This is a genomic window from Stenotrophomonas hibiscicola ATCC 19867 (genome assembly GCF_000382065.1).
GTDB lineage: Bacteria > Pseudomonadota > Gammaproteobacteria > Xanthomonadales > Xanthomonadaceae > Stenotrophomonas > Stenotrophomonas hibiscicola.
This window is the reverse complement of the sequence record NZ_KB907498.1, coordinates 1-13,309: the sequence shown is the minus strand read 5'-3', so window position 1 is coordinate 13,309 and position 13,309 is coordinate 1. Positions and strand designations below refer to the sequence as shown.

At 67.1% G+C, this 13,309-nt stretch carries 10 protein-coding genes; 7 read left to right on the top strand and 3 right to left on the bottom strand.

Annotated features, from left to right (window positions below; translation table 11 throughout):
* Positions 1-5 precede the first annotated feature (5 nt).
* On the top strand, positions 6-3,386 hold the full coding sequence (locus G370_RS0100045; RefSeq protein ID WP_019658764.1) for an ATP-binding protein: 3,381 nt from the start codon (positions 6-8) through the stop codon (positions 3,384-3,386).
* 97 nt (positions 3,387-3,483) lie between these two features.
* Here G370_RS0100045 and G370_RS0100040 read toward each other — a convergent pair whose 3' ends face one another.
* Positions 3,484-4,263, bottom strand: a complete 780-nt coding sequence (locus G370_RS0100040) for a sulfite exporter TauE/SafE family protein (RefSeq protein ID WP_019658763.1) — start codon at positions 4,261-4,263, stop codon at positions 3,484-3,486.
* 81 nt (positions 4,264-4,344) lie between these two features.
* Between G370_RS0100040 and G370_RS0100035 the strand changes: the two genes are divergently transcribed.
* Entirely contained in the window at positions 4,345-4,737 is a 393-nt protein-coding gene (locus G370_RS0100035; protein WP_026346891.1) for a YchJ family protein, read from the top strand.
* Here G370_RS0100035 and G370_RS01000000120540 read toward each other — a convergent pair.
* Positions 4,719-5,789 (bottom strand): GGDEF domain-containing protein, encoded by a 1,071-nt coding sequence (locus G370_RS01000000120540; RefSeq protein ID WP_245541191.1) that lies wholly within the window; start codon positions 5,787-5,789, stop codon positions 4,719-4,721. The two genes, G370_RS0100035 and G370_RS01000000120540, sit on opposite strands and share 19 nt — an antisense overlap.
* 363 nt (positions 5,790-6,152) lie before the next feature.
* On the opposite strand from G370_RS01000000120540, the gene egtB reads away from it, so the two are divergent.
* From egtB to G370_RS0100010, 4 genes are all read left to right on the top strand, one after another.
* Positions 6,153-7,424, top strand: a complete 1,272-nt coding sequence (egtB, locus tag G370_RS0100025; RefSeq protein WP_019658761.1) for an ergothioneine biosynthesis protein EgtB — start codon at positions 6,153-6,155, stop codon at positions 7,422-7,424.
* The gene (egtD, locus tag G370_RS0100020) at positions 7,421-8,395 is read left to right on the top strand and encodes an L-histidine N(alpha)-methyltransferase (RefSeq protein WP_019658760.1); all 975 of its coding nucleotides are present in this window, start codon (positions 7,421-7,423) and stop codon (positions 8,393-8,395) included. The genes egtB and egtD overlap by 4 nt, the downstream gene beginning before the upstream one ends.
* 78 nt (positions 8,396-8,473) lie before the next feature.
* Positions 8,474-10,660: a lytic murein transglycosylase gene (locus tag G370_RS01000000120535; RefSeq protein ID WP_227852623.1), complete on the top strand. Its 2,187-nt coding sequence runs from the start codon at positions 8,474-8,476 to the stop codon at positions 10,658-10,660.
* A gap of 26 nt (positions 10,661-10,686) precedes the next feature.
* Positions 10,687-11,460, top strand: coding sequence for a DUF2628 domain-containing protein (locus G370_RS0100010; RefSeq protein ID WP_019658759.1), 774 nt, complete (start codon positions 10,687-10,689; stop codon positions 11,458-11,460).
* 6 nt (positions 11,461-11,466) lie between these two features.
* On the opposite strand, the gene G370_RS0100005 is transcribed toward G370_RS0100010, so the two are convergent.
* On the bottom strand, positions 11,467-12,654 hold the full coding sequence (locus tag G370_RS0100005; RefSeq protein ID WP_019658758.1) for a benzoate/H(+) symporter BenE family transporter: 1,188 nt from the start codon (positions 12,652-12,654) through the stop codon (positions 11,467-11,469).
* Here G370_RS0100005 and G370_RS1000000121495 point away from each other — a divergent pair.
* Complete coding sequence (locus tag G370_RS1000000121495) at positions 12,647-12,901, top strand: hypothetical protein (RefSeq protein ID WP_125437961.1); 255 nt, start codon at positions 12,647-12,649, stop codon at positions 12,899-12,901. The two genes, G370_RS0100005 and G370_RS1000000121495, sit on opposite strands and share 8 nt — an antisense overlap.
* Positions 12,902-13,309 lie beyond the last annotated feature (408 nt).

Sequence of the window (13,309 nt, the reverse complement as noted above, 5' to 3'; positions counted from 1 at the left end):
ATCGCATGGCTATCTCCAAGCACACTCCCGCACTGTTCAACGAAGGCCTGCCGGACCCGCGCCTGCAGCAGTTCCGCATGCGCCGCCTGCAGGTGCACAACTGGGGCACCTTCAACGGCCTGACCGAAGTGCCGATCGCCGAGCGCGGCTTCCTGTTTGTCGGCCGCTCCGGCTCGGGCAAGTCGACCCTGCTCGATGCCATGTCCGCGCTGCTGACGCCGCCGGCCATCGTCGACTTCAACGCCGCTGCGCGTGAAGCCGAGCGCAGCGGCCGCGACCGCAACCTGGTGTCCTACGTGCGTGGCGCGTGGGCTGACCAGCAGGACAGCGGCACCGGCGAAATCGCCACCCAGTACCTGCGCAAAGGCGCCACCTGGACCGCACTGGTGCTGGAATACCGCGCCGGCGATGGCCGCGTGGTCAGCCTGGTGCGCCTGCTCTGGATCTCCGGCAACGGCACCTCGGCCGGCGATGTGCGCAAGCACTACATGATCGCCGAGCGCCCGTTCGACATCGCCAAGGATCTCGGCGGCTTCGACCTGGACCTGCGCAAGCTCAAGCAGAAGCTGTCCGACCTGCACCACTTCGACACCTTCTCCGGCTACGCCGAGCGCTTCCGCGACCTGCTCGGCATCGACAACGAGATGGCGCTGCGCCTGCTGCACAAGACGCAGTCGGCGAAGAACCTGGGAGACCTCAACGTCTTCCTGCGCGACTTCATGCTCGACACGCCGAAGACCTTCGACGCCGCCGAGCGCCTGGTCAGCGATTTCGCCGAGCTTGATGGCGCACACCAGGCGGTGGTCACCGCCCGCCGCCAGGTGGAAACCCTGCTGCCGGCGCGCGCCTACTACAACGACCTGAAGGAAATGCACCGCCGGCGCGGTGACGACGAAGCCTTGAAACTTGGCGTCGACAGCTTCCGCGAGAGCCGCCGCCAGGCGCTGATCGAAGCGCGCCTGCGCGAGATGGACGTGCGTGACCGCGGCCTGCTTGGCGAAGAAGCCCAGCGCCGTGCCGCACTGGACAATCACACCGAGCGACTGGCCGAACTGGAGCTGCAGCGCCGCCAGCAGGGCGGTGAGCGCATCGAGGAACTGGAACGCGAGCAGGGTCGTGCCGAAGCTGAGCGCGACCGGCGCCAGGCCAAGCGCGAGCAGGCACGCCAGGCGGCACAGCAGCTGGGGGCCGAACTGCCGGACGACGCGCACGGTTTCGCCGAACTGGTCGAGCGCGCGCAGAACGAGCTGCAGGATCGCCAGCGTGCCTCCTCGGCACTGGACGATGCGATCAGTGATCGCCTCGGTGGCAAGCGCGATGACGAGCGCCGTTTCGGCGAGGTCCGTGCCGAACTCGAAGCGATGCAGCGCACACCGTCCAACATCCCGGCGCCGATGCAGAAGCTGCGTGCGCGCCTGGCCGAAGAGACCGGCATCGCCGAGGCAGCGTTGCCGTTCGTAGGTGAACTGATCCAGGTCCGCGCGGAAGAGCAGGGCTGGCAGGGTGCCATCGAGCGCGTGCTGGGCGGTTTCGCGCTGTCGCTGCTGGTCGACGACAAGCACTACAACGATGTTGCCGAGTGGGTGAACCGCACTCACCTGGGCATGCGCTTCACCTACTACCGCGTGCGCCGCAACGATGATGCGTTCGCGCGCGAACCCTCGGCGAAATCGCTGCTGCACAAGCTTGAACTGCGCGAGCATGTGTTCGAAAGCTGGCTGCGCCGGGAGCTGGGCAAGCGCTTCGACTACGAATGCGTGGATGCCAAGCAACTGCGCAACGTCGACCGCGGCATCACCCGCGAAGGCCAGGTCAAGCATCCAGGTGACCGTTTCGAGAAGGACGACCGCAGTGCAGTGGGCGACCGCCGCCGCTGGATCCTCGGCTTCAACAACCACGACAAGGTCGGTGCCTTCGAGCGCGAAGCCCAGGAACTGGCCAAGCGCATCGCCAGCTGCGAGACCGACATCGCGCGCCTGCGCGGGCAACGTGACCGCGACAACGAACGCCGCCTGGCCTGCCACGAGCTGGTCAGCATCAGCTGGAACGAGATCGACATCGCCGCTCCGCAGCAGCGCCTGAGCGATATCGAAGCCACCCTGCGCGACCTGCGCGAAGGCAACGCCGATCTCGCCAGGCTGGCCAAGCAGATCGACGCCGTGCGTGCGGATATCGAACAGGCACGCCGCACCTATGAGGACGTTCGCGTCGAACGCGGCCAGCTGGTCAAGGAGCGCGACCGTCTCGATCGCGCCCGCCAGCAGAGCCGTGCACTGGTGCTGCCGAGCCTGGCCCAGGAGCAGGAGGCCGGGCTTGCCGAGCGCCTGCAGGAGCAGGGTCCGCTCAGCCTGGAAACGCTCGAAGCGCACATGCGCCAGGTCAGCAACGCGCTGAACGAGCAGCTGTCGTCCTCGCAGCAGGACCTCAACCGCATCGAGAACCAGCTGATCGGCTGCTTCCGCCGCTTCATCCAGCAGTGGCCGGAGGAGTCGGGTGACTTCACCGTCTCGGTGGCCTCGGCCGAGGACTTCCTCGCCCGCCTCGAACGCCTGGAACGCGATGGCCTGCCGCAGCACGAAGAGCGCTTCTTCGATCTGCTGCAGAACCAGAGCAAGAACAACCTGCTGGCCCTGCAGCGCCACAGCGCCGAAGCCCGGAAGTCGATCGGACAGCGCCTGGATGAAGTGAATGCCAGCCTGGAGCAGGTGCCGTTCAACCGTGGCACGCTGCTGACCATCGAACTGAGCGACCGCCGCCTGCCGGAAGTCGCCGAGTTCCACCTGCAGCTGCGCGAGGTGCTGTCGCAGCAACAGACCGAGCAGCGTGAACTGGCCGAATCGCAGTTCACCGTGCTGCGCCAGCTGGTCAACCGACTGGGCTCGCAGGAAGGCGAGGACAAGCGCTGGCGCGAGCTGGTGCTGGACGTGCGCATGCACGTGGAGTTCATCGGCGTCGAGCTGGATGCGGAAACGCGCCAGCAGGTCGAGATCTACCGTAGTGGCGCGGGCAAGTCCGGTGGCCAGCGCCAGAAACTGGCCACCACCTGCCTGGCGGCAGCGCTGCGCTACCAGCTCGGCGGCGCCGACAGCCAGCTGCCCAGCTACGCGGCGGTCGTGCTCGACGAGGCCTTCGACAAGGCCGACAACGAGTTCACCGCGCTGGCGATGAACATCTTCGACAACTTCGGCTTCCAGATGGTGGTCGCCACCCCGCTGAAGTCGGTGATGACGCTTGAACCGTTCATCGGCGGCGCCTGCTTCGTCGAAATCAGCGGCCGACACGACTCCGGGGTGTTGCTGATCGAGTACGACGAAGAAGGCAAGCGCCTGAAGCTGCCCGAGCGCAGTCGCCAGCAGGCCAACGAACCGGAAGAAGCCGAGGCCTGACCCGGCCGATCGAATGGGGAATGCCGGCCAGCGGCCGGCACCACCCATGGGCGGGGTTCACGACCCGGCTGTGCCGGCCGCTGGCCGGCAACCGCATTCACGAACCGCGGAACGTGTCCCACGCCATCCGCGCGATCAGCACCACCACCAGCCCCACGAACAGCTTGCGGATGAACGGCGTGCCGCCCTTCAACGCCAGGCGCGTGCCCACCACCGAACCGATGATGTTGGCTGCGGCCATCGGCAGCGCGAACAGCCACAGGATGTTGCCTGTCGGCACGAAGAACGAGATCGCCGCCACGTTGGTGGCCAGGTTCACCACCTTCGACGCCGCCGACGCACGCAGGAAGTCCAGGCCGAAAAAGCGAACGAACAGGAAGATCAGGAAGCTGCCGGTGCCCGGCCCGAAGAAGCCATCGTAGAAGCCGATCGCCGCACCGATCGCCAGTGCGATCACCAGCTCGCGGCGGCCGATCTCCTGTGGCCGGTGCAACGCGCCGAAGTCCTTCTTCCACAGCGTGTAGGCCAGCATCGCGATCAGCAGGACCAGCACCAGCGGGCGCACCGCGTCCTTGGGCAGCAGGCTTACCGCAGTGGCCCCGGCGAAGGAGAAGATGAAGGCGGTACCAGCCGCGAACAGTACCGGCTTCCACGGGAAACGCACGTTGCGCGCGTAACGCCAGGCAGCCGCACCGGTACCGAACATCGAACTGAACTTGTTGGTGCCGAACAGCATCGCCGGTGTCTGCTGCGGCAGCACCGTGAACAGTCCCGGCAGCTGCACCAGGCCACCGCCACCGACGGCGGCATCCACAAGACCGGCGATGAAGGCGATCACCACCAGCCACCACAACTCGGGGGGAACCAGTTCCAGCACGGCGATCAATCAAGGTGGGGGCGCGACAGCATACGCCCTTCGCCGATGGATGCTGGCGGCGCCCCGCGCGACAATGCGCGCATGAGCCGAAAACCTGCCGATCCCTGTCCCTGCGGGCTACCCGCGGAGTACGCCGCCTGCTGTGGCCGTTTCCATGCCGGCGACACCGTCCCCGACGCCGAACGCCTCATGCGTTCGCGCTACAGCGCGTACGTGCGGGGCCTGGCAGGCTACCTGCGCCAGAGCTGGCATCCGGACACGCGTCCGGTCGAGTTGTCGCTGGATGACGCGCCCGGGCAGCGTACGCACTGGCTGGGCCTGACCGTCCATGAGCACACCGTCACCGGCGCTGACAGCGCCGAGGTGAGGTTCACCGCCCGCTACCGGGTAGGCGGCGGCAGCGCGGTGAAGATGACCGAACACAGCCGCTTCCTGCGCATCGACGGTCGCTGGTACTACCTCGACGCAGTCTGAGCCTCATCCCGCTGTCCGGCGTTCGCCCGGATCTGGTTGCGGCCGCCGTCCTTGGCTGCGTACAGCGCCCGGTCGGCGGCCTTGACCACCGCTGCCGGGCGCGGGTCCACAAGGCTGTCGGCCAGGCCGATGCTCACCGTCACCTGCACCACCGGGCCGCTGCCGCCGCGCCCGCGTTGCTGACGCCCGGCGTCATCGTCGCGGCTGCGGGTGCTGCGGTCGCGCAGCTGCATGCGGGTGTCCTCGATGCTCTGCCGCAAGGCTTCCACGGCATCCATGCAGGCGTCGGCCGGCTGGCCCAGGAACACCACCGCGAACTCCTCGCCGCCGTAGCGGAACGCACGTCCACCATCACCGACCCGCGCCAGCCGCGAGGCCACCAGGCGCAGCACGTCGTCGCCGGTGTCGTGGCCGTGGGTGTCGTTGAACGATTTGAAGTGGTCCACGTCCACCATCGCGATGCTGTAGGTGCCGCGCGCCCGTTGCAGGGTCTCATTGAAGGCGCGGCGCCCCGGCAAGCCGGTCAGTTCGTCGCGGAACGCCATGTGGAACGACTCCTGCAGCATCGCGCCCAGCATCAGCAGCAGGGCCGCACTGGCCAGCGCAGGCAGCAGCACCGGCTGCAGGAAGACCCTCGGCAGCATCCACCACAGGCACAGCAGCGCCAGCAGCATAGCCGTGTGCAGCGGCCGCGGATGCCGCCATGCCTGCCAACCCTGCGCCGCCGTGGCCAGCAGGAACAGCAGCGCCGGCAGCTGCGCCAGCGCGTTCCAGTCGGCCGGGATCCACGCCCAATGACGGTTCGACAGCAGATCATGCATGCCGCGCGGCTGCTGCGCGGCCAGCAGCAGGAAGATCAGCAATGCCGTACTGCTGGCGACGGAGCGCAACAGCAGGTCGTGCCTGCGCCGCCCACGCTCCGGCCACAACGACAGGCCGGCGAACAGCAACGGCAGCCACGCCGAGATGGCATGGAAGCGCAGCGGTGTCAGCGCGCTGACATGGCCGCTGCGCAGGTAGCCGCCGACATCCTGGTGCAGCATCGCGAACATGACTGCCACCACCAACAGCAGGCAGAGCGCACGCACCTGGTGGTAGAGAAGGGCCAGGCCGGCACCGAGGCAGGCCAGCAGCCAGGGCAGAACGCGTTAGGCCGGACTGGCCACGTCTTCGTTGCCCAACGCCGCCCACAGCACCACGGCAACCAGCACGGCGGGCAGCACGAACAGGTAGTGCGCAGGCTGGCGGAGCGGATGCAGGGGCAATCAGGAATTCCAGCGCGGTGACGACGCGGCCGCAGCATTGCCGTTAGCGGCGTTCGGGGCGGCTTCTTGAATGCGGCAGGCCCATCCATGTGAACGAAGTGACGCCGGACCATGACATCGCACTCACCCGCCGGCACCGATGCTGTCGGCATGGACAGCGTACCCGCCGCCGTCGCTGCCCCGCAGCACGATCTCGCCCACCAGTTCGCACGCGTGCGTGCGCGCAGCATGCAACTGGCCGGCCCGCTCAGCGCCGAGGACGCCATGCTGCAGAGCATGGCCGATGCCAGCCCCAGCAAGTGGCACCTGGCCCACACCACCTGGTTCTTCGAACGCTTCGTGCTGGCCGGCTTCCCGGCTGCGCCTGCACATGACCCTGCATGGGACTACCTGTTCAACAGCTACTACAAGAGTATCGGCCCCGCCCATGCCCGGCCGCAGCGCGGCCTCCTCTCACGGCCCTCGCTGCAGCAGGTGCATGACTATCGCCAGCAGGTCGATGCACAGGTGCAGTCGCGGCTATCGGCAGGTGACCTGGACCCACACGCGCTGCACAACCTGCAGCTGGGCCTGCAGCACGAACAACAGCATCAGGAGTTGTTGTTGACCGACATCAAGCACGCGTTCTGGTGCAATCCGCTGCAGCCGGCCTACCGCGAGGACCTGCCCACCCCCCCTGGCGCTGCCAGTGCACAGGGCTGGATCGAATCACCCGAGCGCATCGTTACCGTCGGCGCTGCAGCCTGGCCGCAGCACGCTGCGTTTGCCTACGACAACGAATCGCCGCCGCACCGCGTGCTGCTGCCGGCACATGCTCTGGCCGAACGTCCCGTCAGCAATGCCGAGTACCGTGCTTTCATCGATGCCGGCGGCTACCGCGAACCGCGCTGGTGGCTCAGTGAAGGCTGGGCGTTGCGTGAAGCCGAGGACTGGCAGCACCCGCTGTACTGGGATGACACCCTGCAGCGCGAATACACCCTGGGCGGTTGGCGCGAGCTGGATCCGCACGCGCCGGTCTGCCATCTCAGCTACTTCGAGGCCGATGCCTGTGCCCGCTGGGCCGGGGCACGCCTGCCCAGCGAGTTCGAGTGGGAGGCCGCCGCCGCGTCTCAGGCGGTGCGGGGCCACTTTGCCGATGACGATCACCTGCACCCGCAGGCGGGGCAGGGCAGCGGCCTGCGCCAGCTGTTCGGTGATGTCTGGGAGTGGACTCACAGCGCGTATGGCGCCTATCCCGGCTACCGCCCTTTCGCGGGCAACCTCGGTGAGTACAACGGCAAGTTCATGTGCGGCCAATGGGTGCTGCGCGGCGGCAGCTGCGTCACGCCACGGGGCCATGTGCGCGCCAGCTATCGCAATTTCTTCATGCCGCCGGCGCGCTGGCAGTTCTCCGGACTGCGCCTGGCCAGGGACCTCACATGAGCACCGTGCACGACGCGCTGCAGGCGTTGACCGACCTCACCCCCGGCCGCCAGCAGATCCTCACCGACGTGGTGGCCGGGTTGTCGCGCACACCGCGCCAGCTGCCATCCAAGTATTTCTACGATGCACGCGGCTCACGCCTGTTCGAGCAGATCACGCAGACCTGCGAGTACTACCCCACGCGTACCGAGCTGGCGCTGCTGGCGCGGGTGCTGCCGGACATCGCCCGCAGCGTCGGTCCTCATGCTCATGTGGTGGAGCTGGGCAGCGGCAGTGGCCGCAAGACCGCGCTGCTGCTGGCGGCACTGCAGGACCCCGTGGCCTACACCCCCATCGAGATCTCGCGCGCCGCGCTGCTGTCCAGCATCGACCATCTGGCCCCGGCGCTGCCGGACGTCGAGATGCTGCCGGTCTGTGCCGACTTCACCCGCGCGGTCGCCGTCCCGGCACCGGAACGCGAGCCTGCGCGGCGCCTGTTGTTCTTCCCGGGCTCCACGTTGGGCAATTTCGTCGAAGAGGATGCCGTCGCACTGCTGCGCGCGATGCGGCAGACCATGGGCCGCGATGGCCTGGCCCTGGTCGGCATCGATCTGCACAAGGACCCGGCATTGATCGAAGCCGCCTACAACGATGTGCAGGGCATCACTGCTGCATTCACCCTCAACCTGCTGGCGCGCCTGAACCGCGAGATCGGCAGCGACTTCGATCTGGACGGCTTCCGCCACCGCGCCCGCTACAGCATCGCGCGGCTGCGCATCGAAACCGATCTGGTCAGCCAGCGCGCACAGGACGTCCGTCTGGATGGCCGCACCTTCCACTTCCAGGCCGACGAGCCGATCCGCGTCGAATACAGCCACAAGTACACCGACGACAGCTTCGAAGCGTTGCTGCTGCCAGCGGGCCTGCAGGTCGTGCGGCGCTGGGATGCTGAAAGCCCGGCCTATGGCCTGCGCCTGCTTCGCGCCCTTTAGCCGCCGCCAGCCCGCGCTGCTTCAGGTTCGCCTACGCTGCGCCTAAGATGGCCCTGCAACGGCAACACGGAGGACGCCATGCCCATTCTGACCACGCTCGGCCTGGCGGCCGTGCTCGCCGCGGCACCCGCTTCGACAGCAGCGCCTGCGGCCAGCAGCGATGCCGCTTTCAGCCGCTGCCTGGCCGTCCTGCAATCGACAGCCGCCAGCCAGGGCATCAGTGCCGACCGCTTCAATGGGATTATCGCCGGGCTCACCCCCGATCCCAGCGTGCTCGGCCTGCTCGACGCGCAGCCGGAATTCACCACGCCGATCTGGGACTACCTGGCCGCGCTGGTCGATCGCCAGCGCGTGGACGATGGGCGCGTCCTGCTGCAGCAGCATCGGGCCCTGCTTGATCGGGTGTCGGCCCAGTACGGCGTCGATCCGGCCACCATCGTCGCGGTCTGGGGCGTGGAGAGCGACTACGGCCGTGTGTTCGGCAAGCGCCCGCTGCTGCAGTCGCTGGCCACGCTGTCCTGTGCCGGCCGCCGCCAGCCCTTCTTCCGTGGTGAGCTGCTGGCCCTGCTCAAGTTGATCGACCGCGGCGACCTGCAGGCACAGGGGCTCACCGGTTCCTGGGCCGGCGCCTTCGGGCATACGCAGTTCATGCCCAGCACCTATGCACGCATCGCCGTGGACGGTGATGGCGATGGCCGCCGCGATCTGGTCGGCAGCATTCCCGATGCGCTGGCCTCCACCGCCAATTACCTCAAGCGCGCCGGCTGGCGCAGCGGAGAGCCGTGGGGCATGGAAGTGCGTATCCCGCCCGGTTTCGACGCCAGCCAGGCCGGGCGCACCCAGCGTCGGGCGCTGGCCGACTGGCGTGCGCAAGGTGTGACCGCATTGGATGGCAGCGCGTTGGCCCCGGCCAACCTGCCTGCCGACGCGCGCGCGGCCCTGCTGCTGCCGGCGGGCGGCAAGGGCCCTGCGTTGCTGGTGTTCCGCAACTACGACGCGATCTACAGCTACAACGCTGCCGAAAGCTACGCGCTGGCGATCGCCACGCTGGCCGACCAGCTGCGTGGCGGCACGGGCCTGGCCACGGCCTGGCCGACCGATGATCCCGGTATCGGCCGCGATGAGCGCCGCCAGCTGCAGACCCTGCTGCTGGCCCGCGGCCACGACATCGGAAGCGCCGACGGCATGATCGGTACGGCCACGCGTCGCGCTATCCAGGTCGAGCAGCAGCGCCTGGGCTGGGCCAACGCAGATGGGCGCGCGGGACAGCGTATCCTTCGCACTCTGCAGAACGCGCCGCGCACTGCACCGGTGCCCACGCGTTTCATGCTTCCCAGCAACTACAGTGCCGTGCAATCGCCGGCCATACGGAGTCGATCCCACGTGCAGCAGATCCAGGGTGTACGCAGCGGGCAGTACCAGGGGCTCGATGCCTGGCTGGTGGAAACCGGCGACGCCAGCGCGGCCATCAGTGTGTTTGGCGGCCAGCTGCTTTCCTTCGTGCCCAAGGGCCAGCCGGATCTGATGTGGCTGTCCCCCCGGCGCGCCGAACTGCCCACGCCGATCCGCGGAGGCAGCCCCGTCTGCTGGCCGTACTTCGGCCGCCAAGGCCAGGGCAACGACGTGCCCGCCCACGGTTTCGTCCGTACCGTGCCGTGGGAACTGCAACAGGCCCGTCGCCTGGACGACGGCAGCATCGAGCTCACGCTGGCACCCCCGGTGCTGCAGAGCCTGGACCTGCGATTGAGGATGACTGTGCGTGTAGGCCGCCAGTTGACCCAGCGACTGATCACCGAGAACGTCGGCAGTTCCCCTGCCAGCATCACCCAGGCGCTGCACAACTATTTCCGCGTGGGTGATGCCAGCGCGGTGGATGTGGACGGCGTGGACGGACTGGACTATCTGGACAAGTTCGAGAACTATGCGACGCCGCGTCGGCAGCAGGGCGCCTGGACGTTGCGCGATCCCCGTGATCCCGGGCGCAGCGACCGCATCTACACGCAGGCCAAGGGTCACTATGTCCTGCGTGATCCGGTGCTGAAACGCCGCATCGACATCCGTACGGAAGGAAGCCGCTCGCTGGTGGCGTGGAATCCCGGTGCCGAGGCTGCAGCGAAGATGGCAGATGTGGGTGAGGGCTGGCGCGACTACGTCTGCCTGGAAGCGGCCAACGCCGGACCCGACGTGGTGACCCTGCCGCCGGGCGGCAGCCATGTGCTGTCACAGACATTGTCCGCGGCACCGTGGACACCGGTAACCCGGTAACGAATCAACGCAGCAAGGATGTTTTCATGCAGGACGCACAGTGGTGGTACGCCAACAGCAGGCAGAGCGAAGGACCGGTGGACCTGGCCGCCCTGCGTCGCCTGCAGCAGGATGGCACGGTGACGGCACGCACGCTGCTGTGGCGCGAAGGCATGCCCTCGTGGCGCCCCTTGGCGGAGCTGGAACAGGATTCAACGCCCATCGAGATGGCGCCGGCTCCGGATATCGACACAGCCCCACCGGTTGAGGTCGTTGCGCCAAGTGTCGGCGATCCGTCCGATCCGTATCGAGCCCCCGCCGCTGCACCGGATACGGCTGCCGCCGCGGGGCTGGAGGGCGAGATGGCCTTGTACGCCAGCGTGGTCGGCGGCAACTTCCCGATCTATCGCCAGCGCTGGCGGCTGGATCAGGGCATTGCCACCGCCAGTGGAACCTGGCACTGGCCGGCCTTCCTGCTCGGCCCGATCTGGATGATGTACCGCAGGATGTACCGCCTGGCGGCAATGTGGGTCGGCCTGCTGCTGCTGATCAGCGTGGTGGAGACCTTGCTGGATGTGCCCGAAGGCGTGTCGCTGGTCATCACCATCGCGCTCAGCGTCACCACCGGCACCTATGGCAACACCTGGTACCTGGCACACTGCCAACGCCTGATCGCCCAAGCCCGTGCCGTCAGCGGCGGCGATGACGCACGGCTGCGCAGCGAGCTGACCGCACGCGGCGGCACCAGCGTGGTCGCCACACTGGCCGCCATCGTCATCTCGGTGGTGTTGAGCACCGTCGGCGCCGCACTGGCGGGGTAGGACAGGTCAGCGGCCCTGACGCGGCCGCAGCACCAGCAGGCACAGCGCACCGGCCACCAGGCCCCAGAACGCCGAACCGATGCCGGCCAGTGAGACGCCGGAGGCGGTGACCAGGAAGGTGACCAGTGCCGCCTCGCGGTCCTGCTCTACTGCCAGCGCACTGGCCAGGCTGTTGGCGATGGTGCCGAACAACGCGATACCGGCCACGCAGGCCACCAGCTCCTTTGGGAAAGCCGCGAACAGGGCGGCCACGGTGGCACCGAACAGCCCGATGACAATATAGAAAGCCCCAGCGGCCATGGCGGCGGTGTAGCGCCGTGCCGGATCCTCGTGCGCATCACGGCCCATGCAGATCGCGGCCGTGATCGCGGCCAGGTTCAGTGCGTAGGCACCGAACGGTGCCAGCAATGTATTGACCACGCCGATCCAGCCGATCAGAGGCGACACCGGCGCGTCATAGCCGGAGGCACGCATCACTGCCACACCGGGGATGTTCTGCGAGGCCATGGTGACCACGAACAGGGGCAGGGCGATGCCGGCTACCGCAGTCCAGGACAGGGACGGGGTCACCCATTGCGGCACCGCCAGCTGCAGCTGCACCTGCTGTGCGTGCAGCAGGTCACGGCTGGCTGCGATCGCGATGCCGACCAGCAGTGTGGCGATGACCGCATAGCGCGGGAACAAGCGGCGTCCCGCCAGCCAGGTGGCGAACATTGCCAGTGCCAGTACCAGTTGGGAATTCATGGCCACGAACACGTCCAGCCCGAAGCGCAGCAGCACGCCGGCCAGCATGCCGGCGGCCAGCGCCATCGGCACCCGCTGCATCAATCGTGCGAACACCCCGGAGAAGCCTGCCAGCATGCCAAGCACCGCAGCGAGCAGGAATGCGCCGGTGGCTTCAGCGAGCGAGTCGCCACCAGCACCGACCACCAGCATCGCCGCGCCCGGTGTCGACCATGCGGTCACCACCGGCACGCGATAGCGCAGCGACAGCCCGATGCAGGTGACACCCATGCCCAGTCCCAGTGCCCACATCCATGAGGCGATCTGTGCCTGGTCGGCACCGACAGCCTGTGCGGCCTGGAACACGATCACTGCGGAACTGGCGAAGCCGACCAGCACGGTGATGAAGCCGGCGACCACGGCCGGCACTGAAAGGTCGCGCCACCATGCTTGCCGCACCTGCATGTTCATTGCCGTCTCTCCTTGTTGCATCCGTGCATTGATAGCCGTTGCGGCGTTGACCGCGCAACGCGCGGGCAACGCCGCAGTGATCTTCGAGCGTACGTCATGCCTGAAGTCGCGGCGCTTCTGTCATCACCATGAAAAGAAAGCCTTGACGAAATCTGCAGGATCTCTAGAATTCGCCCCCTTGCTGCAACGCATCGCTTCCTCGGAAACGGCACGCGATCAGCAACGCCATCACCGGCGAACGAGTTGATCGAACGAAGGTGTTGACGGACTCGGAAAGTCCGGCATAATAGGCGGCTCGCAACGACGAAAGGCCTTCGGGTCCAACGACGAAGCGGCATCGGCAACAACGTCCACTCCGGTGAGACGGCCTTGAAAAAAGGTGTTGACGAAGCGGAAAAGCCGGCTATAATGGGCGGCTCGCTACGAAGGAAACTTCGCAGCACACGGGAACGGCGCTGAGGCCACTTCCCCGGATCTTTGAAAGTATGCGCAGGTATCTTGTGAAGGCGCCTGCAGGAAGGATGATTGTCCATCTTGCAGACGTTTGATCAAGCAACTATTAATTGTTTTAAAGCAAGCGATACGTTGCCAGCATCAATCATCTGCAGCTTTAAATTTTGATCTTCGGATCATGTAGTTTTAAGTGAAGAGTTTG